Origin of the sequence: Acinetobacter legionensis, assembly GCF_048552295.1 — a bacterium.
In the GTDB taxonomy this organism is placed as follows: Bacteria; Pseudomonadota; Gammaproteobacteria; order Pseudomonadales; family Moraxellaceae; genus Acinetobacter.
In genome coordinates this window covers 62,465-85,275 of record NZ_JBIMCW010000019.1, presented here as the reverse complement: position 1 = coordinate 85,275, position 22,811 = coordinate 62,465, and the positions used below count along the sequence as shown (strand labels likewise).

Annotated in this window: 20 protein-coding genes; 8 read left to right on the top strand and 12 right to left on the bottom strand. The window is 36.9% G+C overall.

The window, feature by feature from the left end; genetic code table 11:
- The first annotated feature begins 165 nt into the window (after positions 1 to 165).
- Genes ACG916_RS15070 through ACG916_RS15060 form a run of 3 tightly spaced genes read left to right on the top strand, consistent with a single transcriptional unit; the run spans position 166 to position 3,939 of the window.
- Complete coding sequence (locus ACG916_RS15070; RefSeq protein WP_016651362.1) at positions 166 to 357, top strand: hypothetical protein; 192 nt, start codon at positions 166 to 168, stop codon at positions 355 to 357.
- On the top strand, positions 354 to 3,224 hold the full coding sequence (locus ACG916_RS15065; RefSeq protein WP_016651361.1) for an HsdM family class I SAM-dependent methyltransferase: 2,871 nt from the start codon (positions 354 to 356) through the stop codon (positions 3,222 to 3,224). Before ACG916_RS15070 ends, ACG916_RS15065 begins: the two co-directional genes overlap by 4 nt.
- Before the next feature lies 1 nt (position 3,225).
- A complete protein-coding gene (locus tag ACG916_RS15060) occupies positions 3,226 to 3,939 on the top strand; it encodes a hypothetical protein (protein WP_016651360.1) in 714 nt (237 codons plus the stop codon).
- A 73-nt stretch (positions 3,940 to 4,012) separates the two neighbouring features.
- Here ACG916_RS15060 and ACG916_RS15055 read toward each other — a convergent pair whose 3' ends face one another.
- The 7 genes from ACG916_RS15055 to ACG916_RS15025 form a co-directional block, all read right to left on the bottom strand.
- On the bottom strand, positions 4,013 to 4,429 hold the full coding sequence (locus tag ACG916_RS15055) for a hypothetical protein (protein ID WP_016651359.1): 417 nt from the start codon (positions 4,427 to 4,429) through the stop codon (positions 4,013 to 4,015).
- Between the two features lies 1 nt (position 4,430).
- The gene (locus ACG916_RS15050) at positions 4,431 to 6,548 is read right to left on the bottom strand and encodes a hypothetical protein (RefSeq protein ID WP_016651358.1); all 2,118 of its coding nucleotides are present in this window, start codon (positions 6,546 to 6,548) and stop codon (positions 4,431 to 4,433) included.
- A complete protein-coding gene (locus ACG916_RS15045; protein ID WP_419330314.1) occupies positions 6,541 to 8,097 on the bottom strand; it encodes a site-specific integrase in 1,557 nt (518 codons plus the stop codon). The genes ACG916_RS15050 and ACG916_RS15045 overlap by 8 nt, the downstream gene beginning before the upstream one ends.
- The gene (locus ACG916_RS15040; RefSeq protein WP_016651356.1) at positions 8,090 to 9,316 is read right to left on the bottom strand and encodes a site-specific integrase; all 1,227 of its coding nucleotides are present in this window, start codon (positions 9,314 to 9,316) and stop codon (positions 8,090 to 8,092) included. The genes ACG916_RS15045 and ACG916_RS15040 overlap by 8 nt, the downstream gene beginning before the upstream one ends.
- A 155-nt stretch (positions 9,317 to 9,471) precedes the next feature.
- A complete protein-coding gene (ssb, locus tag ACG916_RS15035) occupies positions 9,472 to 10,080 on the bottom strand; it encodes a single-stranded DNA-binding protein (RefSeq protein WP_105713882.1) in 609 nt (202 codons plus the stop codon).
- 51 nt (positions 10,081 to 10,131) lie between these two features.
- A complete protein-coding gene (locus tag ACG916_RS15030) occupies positions 10,132 to 11,496 on the bottom strand; it encodes an MFS transporter (RefSeq protein ID WP_419326957.1) in 1,365 nt (454 codons plus the stop codon).
- Between the two features lie 139 nt (positions 11,497 to 11,635).
- Positions 11,636 to 12,718 carry a DUF475 domain-containing protein gene (locus tag ACG916_RS15025; RefSeq protein ID WP_171066888.1) on the bottom strand — a complete coding sequence of 361 codons (1,083 nt, stop codon included), beginning with the start codon at positions 12,716 to 12,718 and terminating at the stop codon, positions 11,636 to 11,638.
- Positions 12,719 to 12,952: 234 nt separating this feature from the next.
- Between ACG916_RS15025 and tenA the strand changes: the two genes are divergently transcribed.
- Complete coding sequence (gene tenA / locus ACG916_RS15020) at positions 12,953 to 13,624, top strand: thiaminase II (protein ID WP_419326956.1); 672 nt, start codon at positions 12,953 to 12,955, stop codon at positions 13,622 to 13,624.
- A gap of 155 nt (positions 13,625 to 13,779) precedes the next feature.
- Here the strand turns inward: tenA and ACG916_RS15015 are convergent, their stop codons facing one another.
- Complete coding sequence (locus ACG916_RS15015; RefSeq protein ID WP_419326955.1) at positions 13,780 to 15,609, bottom strand: choice-of-anchor I family protein; 1,830 nt, start codon at positions 15,607 to 15,609, stop codon at positions 13,780 to 13,782.
- Positions 15,610 to 15,810: 201 nt separating this feature from the next.
- Between ACG916_RS15015 and mdtD the strand changes: the two genes are divergently transcribed.
- The 3 genes from mdtD to dinB all read left to right on the top strand — a co-directional run bounded on the left by mdtD (position 15,811) and on the right by dinB (position 19,218).
- Positions 15,811 to 17,202: a multidrug transporter subunit MdtD gene (mdtD, locus tag ACG916_RS15010; RefSeq protein ID WP_419326954.1), complete on the top strand. Its 1,392-nt coding sequence runs from the start codon at positions 15,811 to 15,813 to the stop codon at positions 17,200 to 17,202.
- A gap of 79 nt (positions 17,203 to 17,281) precedes the next feature.
- Positions 17,282 to 18,040: a glycoside hydrolase family 25 protein gene (locus ACG916_RS15005; RefSeq protein ID WP_336952417.1), complete on the top strand. Its 759-nt coding sequence runs from the start codon at positions 17,282 to 17,284 to the stop codon at positions 18,038 to 18,040.
- A gap of 122 nt (positions 18,041 to 18,162) precedes the next feature.
- Positions 18,163 to 19,218 (top strand): DNA polymerase IV, encoded by a 1,056-nt coding sequence (gene dinB, locus ACG916_RS15000; RefSeq protein ID WP_419326953.1) that lies wholly within the window; start codon positions 18,163 to 18,165, stop codon positions 19,216 to 19,218.
- A 41-nt stretch (positions 19,219 to 19,259) separates the two neighbouring features.
- Here the strand turns inward: dinB and ACG916_RS14995 are convergent, their stop codons facing one another.
- Positions 19,260 to 19,859: an alpha/beta fold hydrolase gene (locus ACG916_RS14995; RefSeq protein WP_419326952.1), complete on the bottom strand. Its 600-nt coding sequence runs from the start codon at positions 19,857 to 19,859 to the stop codon at positions 19,260 to 19,262.
- Positions 19,860 to 19,885: 26 nt separating this feature from the next.
- Positions 19,886 to 20,527 carry a glutathione S-transferase family protein gene (locus ACG916_RS14990; protein WP_004718584.1) on the bottom strand — a complete coding sequence of 214 codons (642 nt, stop codon included), beginning with the start codon at positions 20,525 to 20,527 and terminating at the stop codon, positions 19,886 to 19,888.
- A 135-nt stretch (positions 20,528 to 20,662) separates the two neighbouring features.
- Between ACG916_RS14990 and ACG916_RS14985 the strand changes: the two genes are divergently transcribed.
- On the top strand, positions 20,663 to 21,109 hold the full coding sequence (locus ACG916_RS14985; RefSeq protein ID WP_244014671.1) for a surface-adhesin E family protein: 447 nt from the start codon (positions 20,663 to 20,665) through the stop codon (positions 21,107 to 21,109).
- Positions 21,110 to 21,233: 124 nt separating this feature from the next.
- Here the strand turns inward: ACG916_RS14985 and ACG916_RS14980 are convergent, their stop codons facing one another.
- Together ACG916_RS14980 and ACG916_RS14975 are read right to left on the bottom strand one after the other, a co-directional pair.
- Positions 21,234 to 21,632, bottom strand: a complete 399-nt coding sequence (locus tag ACG916_RS14980) for an OsmC family protein (protein ID WP_004718587.1) — start codon at positions 21,630 to 21,632, stop codon at positions 21,234 to 21,236.
- 157 nt (positions 21,633 to 21,789) lie between these two features.
- Positions 21,790 to 22,737, bottom strand: coding sequence for a pirin family protein (locus ACG916_RS14975; protein ID WP_244014669.1), 948 nt, complete (start codon positions 22,735 to 22,737; stop codon positions 21,790 to 21,792).
- Positions 22,738 to 22,811: the final 74 nt, after the last annotated feature.

Sequence of the window (22,811 nt, the reverse complement as noted above, 5' to 3'; positions counted from 1 at the left end):
TCTGTATTTCTGTATTTCTGTATTTCTGTATTTCTGTATTTCTGTATTTCTGTATTTCTGTATTTCTGTATTTCTGTATTTCTGTATTTCTGTATTTACATCATAATCGAAATATGTTACTGTTTTTGATAAAATTTTATTTCATCTTTTTAGTCAGGAGGTTGTATGTCTAAAATTCAAAATCAACCTCATAAAGAGGGGAAAAAACTATCTGCAAAAACTGAAAGCTCATTAAATTTTAAGGTTAGTCCAGAAGAAAAAAGAGAATTTAAATTATTTGCAGTTGAACAAGGAATGACTATGCTCGCCTTGTTAAAAGAGGGATTTGAACTATCAAAGGAAAAGCGTAAAAAATGACTACTGATAGCTCTATTTCTGATAACAACACTGATTGGCTTTTTCAATTTAGCACAAATAGAGAACCACCCATTGTAGAAGGTTTGGTTTATGTAGATTCGTATACTCCTGTTGATCATCCTCCTGAAGTTGTTTCCGTAATGGAAAAGGCTCAGTTATTTGGTGCAAAAGCTGTTTTATTTGAATCTGAACAAAATGGACGGCTTACCCCTCAAGCTTTTATTTTTAGTGCTTCAGAAGGTGATTCTGATCAAGAATTTGCTATGTTACACAAACGCCTTTGGAGTTGGGGGGGAGTCCCTTTAATCTATAGGGCGACTTCTGGCTGTATTCAACTTTTTCGTTGCGCACATAAACCAGATTTTATAAAGAATAATAATGAACAACTTATTTTTAATCCTATCCGGACTTTAAAGTTAGGTACAAAAATTGCACAGAGCGAATTATGGTGGGATATTACACGACTTCGTAATGGTACAATTTGGGATAATAAACAGGCATGTGATTTGTTGTTATCTGCACACAAATCTGCACATCGTAAATTAGTAGAAGAAGTTAGGTCTCTAAGCAACTTATTAACAAAGAAAAATTTGCTAAATAGCAGTTTGCGCAGAAGACTACTTATTTTATCATTATTAATTGCTTATCTAGAAGAGCGCTCTATTTTATTACCTACCGATTTTGAAAAAATTAAAACTAATGCTAAAAGTTTTTTTGATATCTTACAGGATGGCTCTGCCCTTATAGACTTACTGTATGTTCTTGAAGACCGATTTAATGGGCATGTGTTTTCTTTAACAGATGAGGAACGCAGTTTACTTCTGAACAGTAATGATCTTCATTACTATGCCACATTAATTAATGGTTATACTGATTCAAATGGTCAACTTAACTTTTGGAAACTTTACTCATTTAAAGATCTTCCTGTTGAGTTGATTAGTAATATATATCAACTTTTTGTAAATGACACAGCTAGCTCTATCTATACTCCCCCTGCTTTAGTTCGATTAATATTAGATGAAACCTTAAGCTGGAAACGGCTTGATGATTTAATGGCAGGCACTGGTATAATTCTTGATCCTGCTTGTGGTTCAGGTGTCTTTCTAGTTGAAGCATTTAAAAGGCTTATTCTTCACTGGCGTTTACGAAATAATTGGAAAAAACCAAATGTTGATACTTTACGGCTATTAATCCAAAAAGTACATGGAATCGATCTGGAACGAGGTGCAGTCGAATTAGCTGCTTTTAGTTTATGTTTAAGCCTTTGTGATGCATTAGAACCAGAAGATATTTATAAAACCCATAAACTTTTTCCAAATCTAATGGGAAATACATTACATGCCAGCTGTTTCTTTGAAGCAAAAGAACTAGGTTTAGTTAAACAACCAATTTCCATTGTAATTGGTAATCCGCCTTTTATATCTTCACTATCGACAGAAGGAGCTAAACGTAGCTATCACTCATATTCTCTTCAACATGGAAAATTACCAGATAAACAATTAGCATACCTATTTTTACATGATGCTATGGAGATGATTTCCAGTGGTGGCATATTGGCGATGATTGAACCATCAGGGTTTATATATAATCAAAATGCTAATCAATTCCGCAATGATTTTCTTTTAAAATGGAAAGTACGGGAAATATTAGATTTCGTATCTATTAGAGGGTTATTTAAAAAAGGTGATGCTGATCCCAAAATTGTGATTGTTATTGCTGAGTCTTTAAAACCAATATCTGATGATAAAATACTGCATGCAGTATTTAGACGAAATGGTCGGGCAAAAGCGGAACAAAGATTTGATATTGATTATTACGATTTGCATTGGTTAACAAATGAGTTAGCTATTAAATCAAATTACATTTGGCGTGCGAATTTATTTGGTGGGAGACGTTTTTTATCCTTTATTGAAAGATTACAAAAATATCCTACTTTACGTGAATATGTAAAACAAAATGATTGGGATATTGGTGAAGGCTATATTGCAGGATTACAAAGCAAGCACAAACCTATAGATCATTTAATTGGTAAACCGTTACTACCCACAAATGCTCTTACAAATCAAGGGATTGATAATTCTTTAATTACCACTGTTCCTAATAGAACAATTGAAAGCCCTAGATCCGTAAGACGCTTCACTCCACCATTACTATTAATAAAAGAAAGTGAAAATTTACAAAATGATCTTTGGACTGATCATTATTTAACATATAAGAATGAAATTGTTGGCATCTCCTGCTCAACGAATGACATAAATAAACTTCAGAATGTAAAAACTTGGTTAGATAAAGAATCCATTGCTTTGCAAGCTTATGTTGCAGGTATAAGCTCTAGACTTATTACTCAAAGGGCTACTGTCATTTTTGCAGGCGATATTTTCTCTTTGCCATATTTAGAAAATGGAGATCTTGATCTTAGTATTAACGATAAAATAATTGCTGAAGATATTGTTAACTATCAAAGAGATTATATTCGTCTCGGCTTAGATTCTATTCTTATGGATCAGGTAAAAGAGGATGAATTAGCATCCTTTGATTCAGTCTTTACATCTCTAATTAATAAAATCTATTATAAAAATCAATTGAAAGAGATTGATTCTCACACTTGGTCTGGTGCAATTTGTAAAGTTTATGCTTTTGGCGAAGGTAAGATAGATTGGACAGGCTCTGAAGAGTTGCATAATAAAATCGACCTATTATTAAAAGAGCATCATGGGACATCTTTATCCATCACTCGTATAACACGTATTTATGATCAAAATTTTATATTTTTATTAAAACCAGATAATCATAGATTTTGGACTAGATCTATAGCCTTACGAGATGGTGATGATGTATTAGCCGATCTTCGGCTACAGGGGTTTTAAAATGTTGGCAGATAAAAATAACTACCAAAGCCTTACAGGAAGATTAAGCAAAGGAACTCATCTTCCAGGTGAGTGGCTAGCTACTTTAACTAAATTTATTTTCGATACATTAGTAGAATGGCGTGACAATCCTTTACGCCCAAAAGAAAGCAGTGAAACTATACTATCATCACAATTATGTAGTGATCTAAATAGTGCATCAAGACATCAAGGATGGGATTTTGTACAATTCAAACAAGAAGAACCTGACGGTGTCTACACAAATAGAAGAATTGATCTAGCTGCCACACCATGCGGTACTATAATTTGGCTCGAAGGAGTCCAATATAATCAATATCAAACTTTACTTCCCATAGAATGTAAACGCCTCCCAATCCCTACAGACCCCAAAAGAGACCCTAGAGAATATTTATATACCAATCTGTCAAGTACAGGTGGTGTTCAACGCTTTAAAACGGGGCATCATGGAGCAAAACATATACATGCTTTAATGATTGGCTATGTGCAAAAGCAAAATATTTTATATTGGAATAAACAACTAAATGAATGGGTTCAACAGCTATGTGATGAAAGCTTGCCAAATTGGTCACTAGATGATCAATGTATATTAACTGAACATAAAATGACGGAAAAAGTAGCAAGGTTAAATTCCATACATAGCCGGAGCACTCCACTTCCACCGATTAACATCACTCATCTCTGGGTGGAAATGTAAAAATCTATATCATCAACTTTAAGAAAATCTATAACGCTGATTAACTTTAACAAATTGCTTATTCAAGTATATATTAATCTGAACTTTTTTTGCTCATCGGCTCATTCAATTTAGCAATACTTAGTCCATATTTATGAGCATTGTATTGCCACACTACAAACTGCTCTAACAGCATAGCGTTTTCTTTTTCCAGTCTGGCATTCTTGACTTCCAAAGCCTCAATTCTAGTTTGAGCAATTTTTAAACTAGGAGGTAATTTCTGTGTTGGATTACTCTTAACCCGTGTAGATTTTGGTTTTTTGCATTGATCATAGGCATTCTTAATTCGTACATATTTCTGTAATGTTTGACGAGTTGGCGCAGGCACAAACTCTAGCTGTAGCTCAATAGCGTTACATAGGAGTTCCCAGGTCAATTTCTGATCTAAAGGCCAATAATCAAGAAGCTCTACAATATTCTCGATGTCTTTATCGGTTAAATGCTGTGCCATATCAAATCCATAAATCCATTTGCAATGCAGGACTGAGCAAATGTGGTTCATCCTCTATCTTTTTACGTTGAGTATTCTCAATAACGGGGATACGTTTATGACCTGCTTTTTGATATGCTAAATCGAGATGTGTAACATCGTCAGAAGGGGGCAGACTCAAAGGTGTTCCATCGGGAATGTTTGGATCATCCAGTAGAGTAATCATCTGTTCACAACGTTTGATTGTAAGCTCTCTAGTTTGCAACCAGACCGTTGCACCAGTAACATTTTTACTCACAGCCTCTTTATCCTTTACCCATAAGAGTTTTTCTTTTCTAAGTCGATCTTGAAGCCGTTTTTTCTTTTCTTCATCCCCCTTAATACAGACATGCTCTGTACAATTCAAACAGTTTCTATACTTTAGGCAGGGCTCATCAATATATGAATGTGTGCAAAGCCCAAACTCAGTTGTATGCATGGACAATGTTGTTCTAGTATTTAACTCCTGTAGAGTTCGAGGTGTAGCGATCTGGAATGCAAATGTACTATCAGTATTTACTGAACCAACCTCATTTTTCTGCATCTCAATTAAGCCATAATTACGATCTTCAACAGTTGTATGGTCATATACTCGATTTTGCTTCATATCAGCTCGGCCTGACCATTTGGCGAGTAATATGCTATCCATTCCATTAGTATTTGCTATCGTATTCAATAAATGTCGAAACTGATGGGTAGACATACTATAGTCACCATATCCCCACCGTTGAAAAATAGATTGGACATTTGATAACTCATCTTTTCCTCTTAATTTCTTTTTGGTTGGTGATAAATCTTCATTTAAGGTATCAATATGTGGTATCCATAATTCTGAGAAAATAGTCGCTTTATCACTATGGAATTGGTTTGCGAAACAACAAAATAAGGCTTCTGACCATTTAACCTGAATACCATTACCTGTTTTAAAAGGTATATAAGGAAAACCTTTAGGTAATCTATTTCTCAGAATAATATTTAAATCATTTAGGCAGACTTCGTAATCACTAATAGGAATACCTCTTGTTTTTAAAAACTTTATACCGGCGTTATTCGAGTTTTCATAAGAAGATATATCCAATCCCATCGCTAATAGTACATCAGAACGCTTTAAGAACTGATCATCAGGCACTTTAGGACAAAGCTCATGTCTTGGAAATTTATCGCTTGTCTCAAGCAAATATGCTAAATGTCTAGGCTTTTCTGACATCTTTTTTAAACGTGCAATTGCCCGTTTGGCCGTTGGAATCATGGTACTCGGAATATATTTAATGTCATACCCAAAATTTTTTTGTCCATACCATCTAATACCGAATACTTTTTCAAGATTAGAACCATCTGCCACAAGCCCTAAACTGCTCTTAGAGAGCGCTTGGACTTCTTCTTCGTGGATACAATTATGCTTTAAGAAAAACAGTTCTGATGCTCGTTCTGGTGCAGATAGAAGCAACCCAACAGCACTGGTGACAAAAATATCTCTATCTGACAACTCAGAATCTTTCCGTGAGAAAATATCAGCTAATGCAAAAATCGCATCTTCATCTGGAAGTTTAGATGCTCTATGTTCCTCGGACTCTGTATCTAATACAATTGATTTATCAGAAGGCTTTTTAATCGGATTTTTCCATTCTGGTAAAGCAACTATTTTTAATTTCCGAATAAAGTCCAATAGAATTTTTAATTGTCTACCTACATGATACGCAGAACTTGCTTTATAGTTTATCTTTGCATTCTCAGCAGCTAAGTCAAAATCTGCAATAACCAATTTAGTTAAATCAACTTCACCATATCGGTCTAAGCATATTTGTTCTATTGCCCGAATTGAAAGAATTGTATCTTGCGTTTTTAACTTACTATTAGTCCTTTGATACTTAACATACGCCTTGGCAAACTCTATAATTGAATGATGCAAAAGATTTTCAGGTGATCTATCTTTGGATGAAATACCTGTTTTGACAAAGTTTACTTCGCCTTTCCAATAATTCTTTTCAAATCTAATATCTTCATTTAATTCTGGTAACTGTTTAACAAAATCAATAAACCGCTTAATTTCGGAGTAAGGAGACTGGATTTTATCAGATAGAAAATATATTAAATTATCCATGATTAAACTCCTTACAAGCATCAATTACTTGCTGAACAGCAATAATTGTTCGATCATTCACGGCAACGATTTCAAGGTTACACCCCATCTTAACTAGATCATCTCGTTCTTGAATTAATTGCTCTAAAATCAGATGATGCGGTGCATTTGCCCAAGGCATAAACTTACTACATAGATAACATGCGATTGGCGCATAATCGTTACAGTATTGATGCGTACCACATGAGCCAACGTCACAATCCTGCTCTACGCAAGAAATTCTATTAGCATCTTTAATTTGTGATTGGGCTTCTATCTCATCCTTTACAACTTTTCCCTGAAAAGCATCTGCATATTTGCGTAAACTCTCATCCATGATAGATGATATTTGCTGTGCAATTTCTGGCACACTTTGTACATAGCAATGTGCATTTTGGGTGTCATGGTGATCCAATAATTTTGCAATGACATTTACGCCTGCTTTTTGCCTCGCAGCATTTGTACCAAGCGTATAGCGGAACCTATAAGAAGTTACGAATATTGGTTTACCTGTTTCCCTTGAACGAACCCCAAGCTTTCTTACCGCATCTTTTAATTTTTGGGTGAGTTGAACCGTGGGCAAATGAATAATTTCATTCGGTAAAATTTGCGAAATTTCCTTTTCATTGCCCCAATCTAACTCTGTTAGTTTTTCAAGATCATAAAATAATGGTAGTTCATCAACTTCCTGTTTTAATAATTCTCGATTAATTGCATTACTCAATATTTGTTCCAGAATCCGAATATGCTCAAATAAAATTTGAGCGATACTTTCACGAATTCCAACTTCACTAAAAGCAAATCGGAATCCACTAGCACTTCTAACTTTAGCTCTCGGAATGTTAAGTATATGAACTTCATTTTTATCATTAAAATTATACTTATCCGATACGTATAAGTCTTTTATCTTTAATCCTGCAATTTGGATTGGTCTTCTACCAGTCGCACAGAAAATACGAATTAAAGCAGCCTCGTAATAAGAAATCTTATTTTCTGCTAAATATTCGTTGGTTCTAGTGATAATTGTTTGAAATTCAAATGGGCTAAATGGGCCTTCATCTGGATCAAGGGAAAGGACTGCTGCTCCTTTTTCATTGCCACTTAATCTCCATGAATCCATTAAATCATAAATTTCATCATCTACTGAGGAAAAACCCAAATCATATAGTTTTTTCAAAAAAACTCTTAGCATTGCTACTTTGTATTCATCCTTTTTTGATGAATAAAAATTTTTATAATTTAAAAGACCTTTAATTGAAAAATGATCTTCTCCTGTAATATCGGAATATTTAACAATATATTCACACATGTTTGCTGTATGTGAACTTGAGCTATACTTAGCAAAATGAGCCAAAGTCATGACAATTTCTGATTGAACAGAAAATTCATAATTTCGTACTCGAGAGATATCTATAGTTTTATTGATATCTAATACCCATTTCTGATCATCGATAGTAAATTCATATCCTTTGAATGAGGTAAAGGTATTTTGTGATTCATCGAAACTATCGGTTTGAATTGATTTATTCATTTTCATCCTCAAATTTTTCTTGGATACTTAAATAAATCTCTACAGCACGCTTATTCTCTGCACGTCTTGAATATCTTCTTGCACTTTGTGAGTTAGGTATCCATCCCATCAGATATGCACGATCATTTTCAACTTGTGATTCTGTGGTTTTGCCTTTTTCCACTAGGATTTGTGACTTCTCAGAAAATTTATCATTCCAAGTATGTCTAAATGCATGAGCATGTACATTGAATAAAACAACTTTAGAAATTTCATAAAATATTTTATCTAAAGCATTGATTGATAAAGGCTGGCCTTTATTTGATAAAATCAAAAAGTCTGTTAGCTCTGCATTAGGTACTGTTGACCTATAATTTAAAATATAAGTTTCTAATTTTCTCTTCAGATTTTGATTGACTGCAATTGATCGACTTCTGGTTTTAACCAAAGGTTGATATAGCCTAGAATCACGTTCATCATGAGGATTACGCTTAATAGTAAGATATGATGTAACACCTTGAGAGGGGGTTATATCTGTAATCTTTAAATTTAATAATTCACCTTTACGACATCCAAGATATAAAAACAAATAGATAATTAGCTCATTTCTATAAGTAAGATAATCTGATGTCCAGATACGATTCTGATTATCAGGATCAACCGCCTTGAGAATTTTATTTAATTGATTACTATCAAAAGATTTGTATTCAGACTGAATATCCATGAACTTACGAGGTCTACGAGATTTTAACAAACGTTTTGTACTTGTTATTGCTGATGAATGAAGATGCGTCTCAAACCATCCAATATATTCAGCAAAATTAGTTAACCGCCTATATATTAATTGTTTAGATACATAGTCCTGAGTAACAACCAATTTTGCTCTAGATCGCTCTTTATTATTACTTTTTGGAAAACTTATGATCTTTGTTTTTGAATCTGCCCCACCTAATCGACTGCGATTGAAACTGGTTAAATTTACTATGGCTTCTATTTCGTTTAGTTTTAAAAAATCTTTACTTTTTATCCTTTGTTCCAAGTCAATTCCTAACTTATCCAACAACTGAAAGAGCAACTTAATATCTTCCAAAATAGCTGAAATTGTATTGATTGATTGACCACGATTTCTTAAATGAATGATCGTATATAAATTTGGATAAGTCATAGGAACACCATCACTATTCAAAAGAACAGCGAATCGCTCACCACTACTCATTACAAATCTTTTAACAGACATCATGGTTAAATTTAACAAAATATCTCAGTATCAAATATCATAATATATAAGTAAAAAAATTTACAGAACCATTTCTAGTATCTGTAAATTTTATTTGTAACTAACTACTAATAAAGAATAATTTAATAAACTTTACAAAACATAGTCTCTAGGGTGTGTCAAAACGGTAAGTCATCATCTAAATCCGCAGGGGCAGCAGTAGGTGCTGATGGTGTAGCTGCAGGTTTAGGCGATTGAAAACCTTGATTTACGTTGTTTCCGCCATTGCCATAGCCACCTTGTGGATTGGCATTGCCGTAACCACCACCTTGATTACCTTGATTCGCATAACCGCCACCACCTTGGTTGTTGTTAAAACCACCTTGCTGGTTGTTATTGAAACGTGGTTGGTTATAACCACCATTGTCAGCAGCAGCGCCTTCACCTTGTTGACGGTTGTTGTCAAGCATCTGCATTTGTTCGCCACGAATTTCAGTGGTATATCGCTCTTGACCATTTTGATCCGTCCACTGACGGGTACGTAAAGAACCTTCAATATAAACTTTTGAACCTTTACGTAAATACTGCTGTGCAATCTCACCTAAACGGTTGTGCAATACAATACGATGCCATTCCGTTTGTTCTTTTCTTTCACCGGAATTTTTGTCTGTCCAAGATTCACTTGTCGCAATTGAAAATTGAGTGAGAGAACCCCCATTTGGGAAAGTTTTAGTCTCAGGATCACGACCTAAAGTACCAACTAAAATAACTTTATTTACACCACGCATTAGATGTTATCTTCCTATTCGATTCTATGTTTTACTTTATAAGAGTTATGTTTAAATGGCTACCTCTTTCCCAAACAACTGCGTTAAATGTTGTCGCGCAGCATCATCAATTTGCTGTTTATCAACTTTTATATACGCAACTTGCTGGTCAGACATAACCACAACTTCCTCAATACCACGAATTGACAACAACTGAGAAGTCCAATTATCGGTTTGTTTATCCTCAGGCAATCGTAATACGATTGATGTTAAATATCGTGGTTGAGCTAGCCCAAAACTAATGAGCAACCAAAGTATAGCAATAGCTGATAAGACACTCCAACCCATTGTTGTATTATTGAGCAAAATTAATTGCCCACCAAGTGTCCCACCAAAAAAAGCCCCTAAAAATTGAGCACTTGCATTGACGCCCATCGCTGTTGCTTTGGATTGAATCGGCGCTGCTTTAGACAGCCATGATGGGAGTAATGCTTCCATGACATTAAAGGCAATAAAGAACAATCCAAGGCCTAACAACAAGACATATTTGGATTCATAACCAAAAATCAGAATGACTAATCCTGCTATAATTCCCGCAATTGCCGTTAGAAAAATGCTGCGCATTTTACGGTATTTTTCAGCCAGAATAATGCTCGGAAATGCAAAGAACAGACTGATGACCAACAAAGGCAAGTAAACAATGCCATGTTGCGCCAAAGGGATCCCAGCAAAATTGATCAATTGAGAAGGCACATAAACAAACATTGCGGTAAGCAATAAGTGCAACGCAAAAACTGAAACATGCAGACGATTCAGATCGCCCATTTTTAAGACTTGTTTGAGCTGATGCAGATAACCTTGTTTAAAGTTTTTATGATGACGGATGGTTTTAGGCACCATAAACAACATGAGAATTGCCAATAACCCCATAATTGTTGTTACCCAGAATAGCCCTGAAATCCCCACCAAACTGGTGAGCCAAGGTCCTAAACTAAAAGCCACAACAAAAGACAATCCGATACTCATGCCCATCACGGCCATGGCTTTGGTTCGATTCTCTTCACGTGTGACATCCGCCAACAAAGCCATAACAACCGCCGATACAGCGCCAGCGCCAGCAATCGCACGGCCAATAATGACCCCATAAATGGTTTCAGACATTGCCGCAACAGCACCACCCAAAGCAAACAGCAGTAAGCCAAAAATAATCAAAGGTTTACGACTAAAACGATCTGCCCATAAGCTAAAAGGAATTTGCAGAAGTGCTTGGCTGAGGCCATAGACACCGACCGCTAAACCGATCAAAGCAGGTGTTGCATACTGATAGGACTGACCAACCACCGCAAACACAGGGATAATCATGAACAACCCCAACATGCGTAAAGCAAAAATACTACTTAATGCAAAGGTCGAGCGGCGTTCTAAAGGATTCATCATATCTACTGGCTTATCAAAACTGGCGAGCTAATTATCAAACACATCATCGCATATTGTGGCAACTTTGTGGAAACATTGAGCATAAAAAAGAGCACTGTTAAAGTGCTCTTGTATTGTAATCTCTTTTCTTAAAAAAGGATTAACTCTGTTGTTCAATTCGCTTGTTATATTGAATTGATGCAATGACTGCCCAAACAATAAATGCAACCCCAATCAAACCAGTGACTACTTCAGGTACATGTAAACCTGTACCACTTGCAATCATGATAAATGCCAAAGCGCCAATAGCATAATGCGCACCATGCTCAAGGTAGATATAGGCATCAAGTGTACCTTTATCGACCAAGTAGATTGTCATTGAACGAACAAACATCGCACCAATAGCTAAACCGAGCATAATAATGACAACATCAGAGGTAATCGCAAATGCACCGATTACGCCGTCAAAACTAAAGGATGCATCTAATACTTCTAGGTAAATAAAGCCACCAATACCAGCTTTGATGACACCTGTAGGTGCACCATTGGCATCATGACCCACAGCATTGCCGTCTTCATCTACTTCTGGCTCGCCACCTAGTAAATGACTGAGTACTTGTACACCGATATAAATCACGATGCCCCAAATACCTGCCATTGTGACCACAAGGCGTTTCGCTTCATCTACATTTGCAGCCATAATCAGCAATGCAACTAAAGCAAGGAATACCGACATTGCGGGTACATTGGCTAAGTTGGCTAAACGCTTTTCAATCCATTTAAACCAATGGGTATCTTTACCTTCATCCAAGAAAAAGTTTAAAAATACCAACAACAAGAATGAACCACCAAAAGCGGCGATTTCAGCATGATGTGCCAATAATTTTTCTGAGTATTGAATTGGATCATTTAATGCCATTTTCACAACATCAAACATGCCCATATCCGCTGTGACTGCAACAATCACAACCGGAAATACCAGTCGCATACCAAACACAGCAATCAAAATACCAACGGTTAAAAAGATCATTTTCCAGAAATGATCCCAATTACGCAGTACAGATGCATTTACAACAGCATTGTCAAAAGACAGAGACACTTCCATAACAGCAAGAATTGCCGTAATGGTCAGTGCAGAGAGCATGGCTTGCACGCCTGCATTTGGACCATGGGTAAAGCCCCAATATGCAGAGATTGCCAAACACACGATCGTAAAAAATATTGAGAAACCAAAATGTTTCATCATGGGAATTCGACCTACGGAGAATAGTTTTTGAATCAGAAAACTGAAATAAAAATCGCGTTTTTAATGCGCACATTATGACGACTTTTTCACATTTATCCAAAGTTCTTTGTCATATTTTTATGCAAATACAATCGAATTTTCTGCATTCAAATACCTAAAGCAATTTAGAGTTGCTATAGTCTTGCAAACTGAAATCATTTTATAACTTGAATCACTGCATAGGAAAACGGCATGTCTTTTTCTCAAGACGTTTGGCAACGTAATCTTGCTTTATATAACAAAACTTTAGCGCTTCCATTTAACCAAGAACTTGCGACAGGCTCATTAAACAAGGAAGCTTTTTGTCATTATGTGATTCAGGATGCGCATTATCTGGTGGCATATGGTCGTGCATTGGCTGTCTGTGGTGCAAAAGCATTTGATGCTGACGATATCATCCAATTTACCCAAGGTGCGAAAGAAGCGATTGTTGTAGAACGTAGCCTACACGATGGATTTATGAAAGATTTTGGGATTAGCAAAGCTGACTTTGAGAATACCCCGCTTACCCTTGCCTGCCATCACTACACGACTTTTTTAACTGCGACGGCTTGGTCTGAAAGCTATCCTGTGGTTTTGGCTTCGTTACTGCCTTGCTTCTGGATTTATGCAGAAGTTGGTAAAGATATTGTGAGTAAATCTATTGCCAATAATCCATATCAAGCATGGATCGATACTTATTCAGGTGAAGAGTTTAACCAAGCAGTTAAAAATGTTTTAGCAACGATTGACCGTATTGCAGAATATTGCGATGCAGATACCCTTGAGAAAATGCATAAAGCCTATACCAAAGGCGCTGAATTAGAATGGTTGTTCTGGGATAGCGCTTATCATCAAAGACAATGGTTAGGCTTAGATCAGTAATACAATTTTATTGAAAATTTCCGATGTATATAAGGTGAATAATTCATCTACTTCATGTATCACATCTACAACTATCCCTCATAAAAATGAGGGATAGCCTCAATAAAAAAGAGTGCCAAAGCACTCTTTCACTCGCAACAGGATACATTAAACCGCTATTTTAAGTTAATCTGATAAATTGCTGTACTGCCACTGACTTCATTGCCTACAATCAACATAGGCTTTGCATTTGGTGAATCTTTGGCAGAGACAAACGTCAGTCCTTCAGGACCTAAATCACTTTTCTCAATCAGAATCTGTTTGCCATCCTTGTTTAAGATTGGCTGACCTTTGGCATCTTTATAAACCTGATCCTGTTTAAAGGTACGATTATTAAAATACTGTATAAACACAGGCTTTTGTGGATTACTAATATCATAAACCATAATCCCACTTTGGCGCTCTAAGCCGATAAAGGCAAAGGTTTTTTTACCAATTGTTCCCAGCGCTAAACCTTCAGGCTCAGGCCCTTTATTGTCACTTCGGTCATCAAAAGCCGCCGCTTCATGATCACTATTAAAATAATTTGGAAATAGCTCAGCAACTTTACGCTCAAATTCACTGCCTGAATCCCAAACTAATTTGCCTTGTGCATCCCAAATACTGAAAGAACGCGCACCATAGCTATAAAGTTTGCTATAGGTCAATAATCCATTGGCATCCAATTTTGGTGAGCCATCCGTGTTGGTTTGATAACCCATATTCCAAGCAATGTTTAAACGTCCTAATTGTGTATCATCACGGCACATGCTTGGATCAGTCTCTGTTGCACCACAATAGGCAAAAATCGTTGCATCTAGTTTGGCACCTTTTACACCTGTTGCAAGATTGACTAAGTGTGCTGGATAATCACCTTTGTTATTGAAACCTTTGACATTAAACAGGTGTTTCATTCGAATTGCTTCAACAAAACCTTGGCTTTGATCTCCTGCATAGTACGCTTTTGAGTCTTTTAGCCATTCACGTGAATCCCCTTCATTGGCGGTGACTAAATAACTCGCCCCATTGGCTTGATAATGGGCAATTGAATCAGGTTGATACATCCCCACCAAACCTGGCCAAGTTTGGATGTTAATTTTTCCATCTTTATCACTGACATCTAGTGCATTGTTAGCAAGCCCATGATCTTTATAACCTAATGGAAAAATATCAGTCACTTTTTTAGCAACGATATCAATTTTGGCAATGGCATTATTTTCTTGTAAGGTCACCCAAGCGGTTTTCCCATCATTGCTGATGGTGATGTATTCAGGCTCTAGATCTTGAGCCACCGTCGCTTTAGGACCAAAAATGCGTACACCCGATTTAATCAAATCGGCTTTTTTATCATTAAACGCTTTAAAATCGGCAAGGCTAGCGGTTGGTCGTTGAATATTGCTAATATCAATAATGCTGATTGAACCTTCAGGATCGATACTATAGTCATCATTCGGTTCCGCCTCATTTGCCACCAAAACAGTTTTACCATCTGGACTAAATGTCAGCATATCAGGTAAAGCACCAACTTCGACTTGACTAATCAATTTCAAATCTTTGGCATTAAAAAAAGCCACAATACCTTTATCTGTTTTTTGTTTGGCTTGAACAGCAAGTGCCACAATGCCATTTCTAATCGCAACTGAATTTACTTCAGAATCAGCTAAAGCTTCACGAGCCGAAAGCTCACCAATATGCACAGGCGTTTCTGGTTTAGACACATCTAACACATCAACCAAACCCTTTTTAGCATTGACCACAAATACCCGTTTTGTTGTTGCATCATATGCGGGAATCTCTGCTGCACTTTCAGCAAAAATACCCGTTTCATAACGCCCCAGTAAGCTTAAATTAATGCTTTCAGGTGTGCTTTCTTCAACCGTTGGCGCTGTTGTTTTATGATCATCATTACATGCCACTAAACCCACAGAAAGCATTGCTAAACACAATGCTGAAACTTTTATGTTCATAAACAGCCCATTTTTTGTTTAATTTGGCTTAATGTATCCATCACGGGTGTAAGTTCCATGACAAGCAGATTACAGTTTTATGGCAATTTCTTGAACATTCAATTGGATATTGCGCCTGATTCAATATAAAGCAACGATTTCATACAGATTTAGTCAGATGATTGTTTTAAAATATTCACAAAATGGGATTATTTAAGTTCTATGACGACTACGCCATCGCACAGTAAACTCCAACCTAAATTCTATTTATTGGTTTTTTTAGTTTCGATCGGCTTTTTCATGCAAGGCTTAGATACCACGATTATCAATACCGCTTTGCCTGCGATGGCAGAAAGCCTGCAAGAAAATCCATTAAAAATGCATGGCATCGTGATTAGCTATGTCTTGGCAGTTGCTGCATGTATTCCTTTAAGTGGTTGGTTGGCAGATCGCTTTGGGGTACGAAATATCTTTTTTGCAGCGATCGTGATTTTTACCGCTGCCTCATTGGGCTGTGCACTATCCAATGACTTCAATCTGCTTATTGTATTTCGAGTTATTCAAGGTATCGGTGGCGCATTACTGGTTCCAGTCGGGCGACTCGCCATGTTAAAAATCATCCCTCGTGAGCAGTTTCTTTCTGCAATGAGTTTGATGAGCTTAGCAGGCTTACTCGGTCCATTAATGGGCCCGATCTTAGGCGGTTGGTTGGTCGAATATGCGTCTTGGCACTGGATTTTTCTGATTAATTTACCCATCGGTATTTTAGGCACTTTTGTCACCTTTAAAGCCATGCCTAATGTGACTGAAGCATCGGTAAAATCCTTTGATTTCAGTGGCTTTATCCTATTGGCAATCGCAATGGTGGGAATGGCTTTAGGGATTGAAAATATTGCTAGCAATGAAATCTCCAGAAGCCTGAGCTTAAGCTTACTTTTCGCAGGGATAATCTCAGCATTGGTCTATGCCTATCATGCCCATACCCATAAAAATGCATTGTTTCGTAGTCGACTGTTTAAAAATAAAATCTATACCATCGGTGTACTCGGTAATTTCTTTGCGCGCTTTGGTGGAAATGCGGTTCCTTTTATTTTGCCACTGATGCTTCAAGTCGCCTTTAAAATGGAACCTTTTATGACTGGGGTAATGATGACCCCAATTGTACTTGGTTCATTATTTTCTAAACCCATCATTCGCCCGATTCTACAACGTACTGGTTATCGTCCATTTCTACTGGTCAATACCTTATTGATCGGTGCATGTATTGCCAGTTTTGCCTTACATACAGCGGATACCCCGACATGGTTAGGTGTAGTGCATTTCTTTATTTTTGGCGTACTCAACTCATTACAGTTTGTGACCATGAATACCCTTACACTTAAAGATCTCCCGCAACAGGATGCCAGTAGTGGGAATAGCTTTTTATCAATGATTATGATGTTATCAATGAGTATTGGGATTGCTTTGGCAGGTACTTTACTCAATGCATTTACAGGCTATTTTAGTGAAGCACATATAACACAAGCATTTCACTATACTCTGATTTGCTTAGGTGCGATTAACATCATTACGGCGTTGATATTCTTTCAAATTCCCAAAGATGCGCAAATTTAAGTGTTGCAATTTTTATTCAGCCATCGTTTTTTAGAACCAAAGCACGTTAAACTGATCCATCTGGATATTTAAAAAAACCATGTCAAAATACGCTGCGAAAAAACACAAACAGCAAAAAATCACTCGCAATAGCTCAGTTTTAGCGATCGCACTTTTCTGCTGCGTCATATTCGGGACTTTGTTTTTTGTTCATAATAATACTGCCTTGGCTGAAGCCTATCCGATTAAAGGTTTCGATGTATCACATCATCAAGGTGATATTGATTGGAAAAAAATCTCTCCCCAGCACTATCAGTTTGTCTATCTCAAAGCCACTGAAGGTGGCGATTATCAAGATGATAAATTTCAGCAGTATTGGTTAGAAGCACGTGAACGTGGTATGCGCGTGGGGGCTTATCACTTCTTTCGTTTATGTCGTGATGGTGACATTCAAGCACAGAATTTTATTAAAACGGTGCCAAATAAAAGTAATGCCTTGCCCCCTGTGATGGACTTGGAATATGACAGCAGTTGTATAAACACCTATACCAAAGAACAATTAATCAAACACATCAAAAGTATGCATGATCAATTGCAAAAGCATTACGGTAAACAACCGATTTTTTATACCTCTAAAATCTTTTACAACATGGTACTCACAGGTGAGTTTAAAGATACACCGATTTGGATTCGTGAATATAAAGATAAGCCTGATTTAAAAGACCAACGTGCATGGACATTTTGGCAACAGAGCAACCAAGGCAAAATTCAAGGCATCGAAAAAAATGTCGATTTAAATGTATTTTATGGTGATGCAGAACAATGGCAGCAGTTTTTACAGAAAAATAAGTTGAATTAAGCGCAATCAAGATCTTTCATGACATAAGCTGTCGCATATTCTTTACAAAATTTAAATTCATCAATAGAAACAAATCAAGATCGGTTAGAATAATCACACAGCGTTTCAACACTGTGTAATTCATGAGAAAAATCATCCATATTGACATGGATGCATTCTATGCATCTGTAGAGCTACTCGACCGTCCTGAATTAAAGCACTTGCCTGTAGTGATTTCATCACATCATCCTCGGGCTGTGATTGCTGCTGCATCCTACCCAGCGCGTCAGTTTGGGTTACGCTCTGCCATGTCGATGTCACAGGCAAAAAAACGTTGTCCTCAGGTCTATGTGATTGAACCGAATTTTGAAAAATATCGTGATGTTTCTGTAAAAATTCATGAAATTTTTCAAAAATACACTGCGCTTATTGAACCTTTATCTTTAGACGAAGCTTATTTAGATGTCACTGAAAATTTACAAAATATTCCCAGTGCTACTGAAGTGGCGGAACGAATTCGAGCCGATATTTTTCAACAAACAGGTCTTACAGCTTCGGCAGGTGTAGCACCGAATAAATTTCTTGCCAAAATTGCCTCGGATTGGAATAAACCCAATGGCATTTGCATCATTAAACCGACCCAAGTTCAACATTTTATCCATGATTTACCCCTGAAAAAAATTCCCGGTGTTGGTAAGGTCACTCAGGAAAAACTGAAAAGCTTAAACTTAGAGACTTTGGGTGATTTGCAAAAAATTGAAGAAAATATACTGATCCATCATTTTGGCAAATATGGCAGACAGTTATTTTTATATGCCCAAGGTATTGATGATCGTCCAGTACAAGCCGAACGACAACGTCAGCAAATTTCTAAAGAAACCACATTTGATGATGATCTCAGCCTTGAACAGTGTTCAATCTATTGGGACAATTTAATTGAACGTGTTTGGCTCAGTTTAGAAAAAAAACACATGCAGGCTCGTGGTGTCACCGTGAAGTTAAAACTCAAGAATTTTCAAGTTTTACAGCACAGTAAAAGTTTTAAAACCGCACTTCAATCACAGCAAGAAATGGTTCAAGTCATTCAAATATTATTAAGCGAAATGCAAATTCCTGAGCATTTTCAATTCCGTTTAATCGGAGTCGGTTTGTATCAACTGACAGATCAGCAAGATGAAGCACAATTATCATTATGGTAAACACAAATGAAAAAGACATGTGCCGCATCAGCTTAAATCTTTTACTTTATATCAGAAATAAAATCTTGAATTAATCTAGCCACTTGATGGGCGTGTACATTGGCCAAATCATGTTGACCTTGTTCAATGACATGCAATCTAGAATGCTGGATTTTTTCATGTAAATATTTACCCACACCCACAGGGCTAATGGGATCTGCATCCCCCCACAGCAACAGGACTGGGCACTCTATTTTATACAATAAATCATCTAGATGGGATTGATGCTCGACAAACCAATTGGGTACTGCAAATGTTTGCTGGTAATCCCCCCGCCAATTGGCAACCTGAAAAGGACTTAAATCAATTCCACCAGAGCTTGCAACCAAAACCAAAGCGTTGATCAATTCAGGTTTTTGTAATGCAGCTTGAACTGCAAAAACACCTCCCATAGATTGAGCAATTACAATGCTGGGTTGTTGAATTTGGTGGAGAATATAACTCTGCAAATCGTCAAAACTATGAATATGCGGATGCTCTGGATGCCCAGCAAAACTTGGATAGGCCATCACTGTTTTTTGATGATCGGCTGAAAGCTGCTGTATAACAGGTTGCCAAAACACTGTGCTTCCCGATGCACCTGGTAAAAAAATTAAATGCATTCTCCCATCACCTTGATATACAAAATTTAATCATCACTCTTTAGTTTAGCGCGTTGAAAAGCAGGACGCTGCTGAATTCGTTCAGCATAGGCAGCCAGTCGAGGGGTTTTATTTTTAGTTCGTTGTTGCATGGCAATCACGGGAAAACTCATTTGAATGTCGGCAAAAGAAAACTCACCTGCGGCATAGTCATGTTGACTAAAATAAGCTTCCAAAAAGGCTGCATGCTCTTTTAAACGAGGATTGCTAAAGCCGCCACGGACACCTTCTGAAATTTTCTTTGCAATAGGACGAATTAAAAAAGGAACATGTTTTGGCATATTGGTCATGACCAAGGTCATCAACAAATAAGGCATTAAAGAACCCTCGGCATAATGCATCCAGTAGTTATATTGCATTAAGTCTTTAGGATTCTGAGGCTTAAACTGATTTTTTGTATCATAGGTTGCTTGAAGATAATCTAAAATCACAGCAGATTCTGCAATAGTCAGGTCACCATCGGTCAATACAGGTGACTTTCCAAGCGGATGAACTGCTTTTAACTCAGGGGGCGCAGCAAAAGTAGGCAAGCGCTTATAGTGCTTAATCTGATACTCAAGTCCCAGCTCTTCTAAAGCCCAGATAATACGGAGTGAACGAGATTGATCTAGGTGATGTAATGTAATCATTGTATTGCCTCAGTTTTTATCCTTCGACTATAAATTGATCTCAACTTTTCAACAATTCTATTACTGTATTTAAATCATTTTTTTATCAACTTTGTTTATACTCTAGATTCAATATTGGTTATTCTGAGAATAAAAATGAAGTCACTTATCCCGTTAATTTTCTTCTTTATTTGTTCAAATCTATATGCATATCAACCCAAGCTTATGTTACTGGGATCTCTTGAGAATAAGGGTGAGTCCTTTATTGATGTAAATGCACATCAAAAAATTCGTGATTCGTTTAAGCAAGCTGTCATCTATGAAAAATATGCCAACCCTATTAAAGATGAGCAAGGTGCAACATATCAATCGGTTATTAAACAGCTTATTGTAGATTGCACAGGAAAAACCATCGCCATTCGGGGCGCTGATTACTTTGTAGGGAAAACATCAAACAGCAAATTAGTGAAAAAATTTGATGACATTACCTTGAGCCATGATGGTGAAACGGGGGCCGCTTTTTATTCCTTTGACGACTTAGAGTTTAAAGCCTTGAATCAAGATAAGTTCTATAACAAAGTTTATGCAAACACTTGTAAATAAACAATAAAATAATTTTTGAATAATCTTACTGGCAGAAAAAAGATATTTTGTTTTTATACAAAATATCTTTTTACGGATCAAATACAACGACCATCTTTACATAGCGGTTTTTATATAACCGTTTTTAAATAATCGTGGTATTGATTTCCACACTACGTAATAAAGTCTTGGTCACTGGGGTTTTTTGGCAAATGTCTAACACTTTTTGATGCAACTCTTCAGACAAAGGAGTGGCAAAAGACAAGCGACGCTCGACCCATTCTTTCCCCTCTTTATTGGCATTAAAATCAGCTTCAACTGTAAACTCACCCAAATCAAGACCTTTGTGTTGAGCATACATACGCAATGTAATCATGGTACAAGAAATTAAACCTGAACAGATAAAATCATAAGGCGCTAAGCCCTTGTCTTGCCCACCGAATGATTCTGGTTTGTCGGTAATCAGTTGATGTTTTCCACTCACCACCTCACCTGACCATGGTTCTGGATAGGTTTTTACCTTTGCATTTGCAATAATTGCCATTTTATTTTCCTTGAATCTTTAAATTTTTAGTGAATGCCAGTTTAAATAAAACTTTGTAAACGCAACACTTGCGCTAAAGGATGAGCAAGCTCGCCTTTAACGCAAATTATTTAGTTTGAATCCCTGTCTAAAAATCGACAATGCGCAATGCAGCACATCACTTCGATGCTCGCATCTTGTCTGGGAATGCCGGTGCTTCTAAACGTGGACCATCATAATCAGGGATCGTTCCAAAACGCGCGTCCTGATTCGCCCATTGTTCTGTAGCCGCTTTTAGTTCTTCCTGTGTTCTGCCAACAAGATTCCACCACAGTAATATAGGCGACTCAAAAGGTTCACCACCTATCAACAGTAAACGCGAGCCTTTTGGTAATTCAACCTCAATCTGTGAAATTCCAGGTTCAATCACCACCATATTGTCACTATTTAAATCATGATCATTTACTGTTGCTTCACCTTCTAATGCCATAAATCCATATTCAAAATGAGGATTCAGTGGAATACGTGTCTTGGTTGATTCTTTTGCAAAAAAATCGATCCCGACTAATTCCGTATGCACTTTGACAGGAGATTTGGTATTCATGAATTCACCGACTAAAACTGTAAATTCAATATGGTCCTGCTCTACAATGGGTAATTCTGGATAATGATCAAACTGCGGTGCCATATTGATCTTATCATCAGGCAATGCAATCCAAAGCTGTGCAGCATGCATTCTCGTTTCAGTATCGGGAGCAACTTCTGTATGGGAAATTCCATAACCCGCAGTCATCAGATTCACTTGTTTAGGACGAATCAATTGTTTAGAGCCGATGCTGTCTGTATGCATCATCGTCCCTTCGATCATCCAAGTGAAGGTTTGTAACCCAATATGCGGGTGCGGTCCAACATCCAATCCATCTCCCTGAGGAAATACGACTGGACCAGCGTGATCTAAAAAGCACCATGCGCCAATCATGCGTTTTTGACGACTGGGTAATGCACGTTTAATGACGGTGCCTTTGCCTATTTCTGCTGAACGGATTGGAAAATCTTGAATAAACTGATTCACATATTTTTCACAATCGTCAGAGTTAGAAATCTCGGTATAGTTGGTATTGGTCATTTTGTTATCCTAAATTTGTCCATCAGCTCAGGACGTTATTGCAACATCTACAATTTCATTTTATTTAGCTTATC

What these genes read in the sequence shown, in the direction of transcription:
- ACG916_RS15070 (WP_016651362.1), top strand. Translation starts at nt 166, where the DNA reads ATGTCTAAAATTCAAAATCAACCTCATAAAGAGGGGAAAAAACTATCT.
- ACG916_RS15065 (WP_016651361.1), top strand. Translation starts at nt 354, where the DNA reads ATGACTACTGATAGCTCTATTTCTGATAACAACACTGATTGGCTTTTT.
- ACG916_RS15060 (WP_016651360.1), top strand. Translation starts at nt 3,226, where the DNA reads ATGTTGGCAGATAAAAATAACTACCAAAGCCTTACAGGAAGATTAAGC.
- ACG916_RS15055 (WP_016651359.1), bottom strand. Translation starts at nt 4,429, where the DNA reads ATGGCACAGCATTTAACCGATAAAGACATCGAGAATATTGTAGAGCTT.
- ACG916_RS15050 (WP_016651358.1), bottom strand. Translation starts at nt 6,548, where the DNA reads ATGGATAATTTAATATATTTTCTATCTGATAAAATCCAGTCTCCTTAC.
- ACG916_RS15045 (WP_419330314.1), bottom strand. Translation starts at nt 8,097, where the DNA reads ATGAATAAATCAATTCAAACCGATAGTTTCGATGAATCACAAAATACC.
- ACG916_RS15040 (WP_016651356.1), bottom strand. Translation starts at nt 9,316, where the DNA reads ATGATGTCTGTTAAAAGATTTGTAATGAGTAGTGGTGAGCGATTCGCT.
- ssb (WP_105713882.1), bottom strand. Translation starts at nt 10,080, where the DNA reads ATGCGTGGTGTAAATAAAGTTATTTTAGTTGGTACTTTAGGTCGTGAT.
- ACG916_RS15030 (WP_419326957.1), bottom strand. Translation starts at nt 11,496, where the DNA reads ATGATGAATCCTTTAGAACGCCGCTCGACCTTTGCATTAAGTAGTATT.
- ACG916_RS15025 (WP_171066888.1), bottom strand. Translation starts at nt 12,718, where the DNA reads ATGAAACATTTTGGTTTCTCAATATTTTTTACGATCGTGTGTTTGGCA.
- tenA (WP_419326956.1), top strand. Translation starts at nt 12,953, where the DNA reads ATGTCTTTTTCTCAAGACGTTTGGCAACGTAATCTTGCTTTATATAAC.
- ACG916_RS15015 (WP_419326955.1), bottom strand. Translation starts at nt 15,609, where the DNA reads ATGAACATAAAAGTTTCAGCATTGTGTTTAGCAATGCTTTCTGTGGGT.
- mdtD (WP_419326954.1), top strand. Translation starts at nt 15,811, where the DNA reads ATGACGACTACGCCATCGCACAGTAAACTCCAACCTAAATTCTATTTA.
- ACG916_RS15005 (WP_336952417.1), top strand. Translation starts at nt 17,282, where the DNA reads ATGTCAAAATACGCTGCGAAAAAACACAAACAGCAAAAAATCACTCGC.
- dinB (WP_419326953.1), top strand. Translation starts at nt 18,163, where the DNA reads ATGAGAAAAATCATCCATATTGACATGGATGCATTCTATGCATCTGTA.
- ACG916_RS14995 (WP_419326952.1), bottom strand. Translation starts at nt 19,859, where the DNA reads ATGCATTTAATTTTTTTACCAGGTGCATCGGGAAGCACAGTGTTTTGG.
- ACG916_RS14990 (WP_004718584.1), bottom strand. Translation starts at nt 20,527, where the DNA reads ATGATTACATTACATCACCTAGATCAATCTCGTTCACTCCGTATTATC.
- ACG916_RS14985 (WP_244014671.1), top strand. Translation starts at nt 20,663, where the DNA reads ATGAAGTCACTTATCCCGTTAATTTTCTTCTTTATTTGTTCAAATCTA.
- ACG916_RS14980 (WP_004718587.1), bottom strand. Translation starts at nt 21,632, where the DNA reads ATGGCAATTATTGCAAATGCAAAGGTAAAAACCTATCCAGAACCATGG.
- ACG916_RS14975 (WP_244014669.1), bottom strand. Translation starts at nt 22,737, where the DNA reads ATGACCAATACCAACTATACCGAGATTTCTAACTCTGACGATTGTGAA.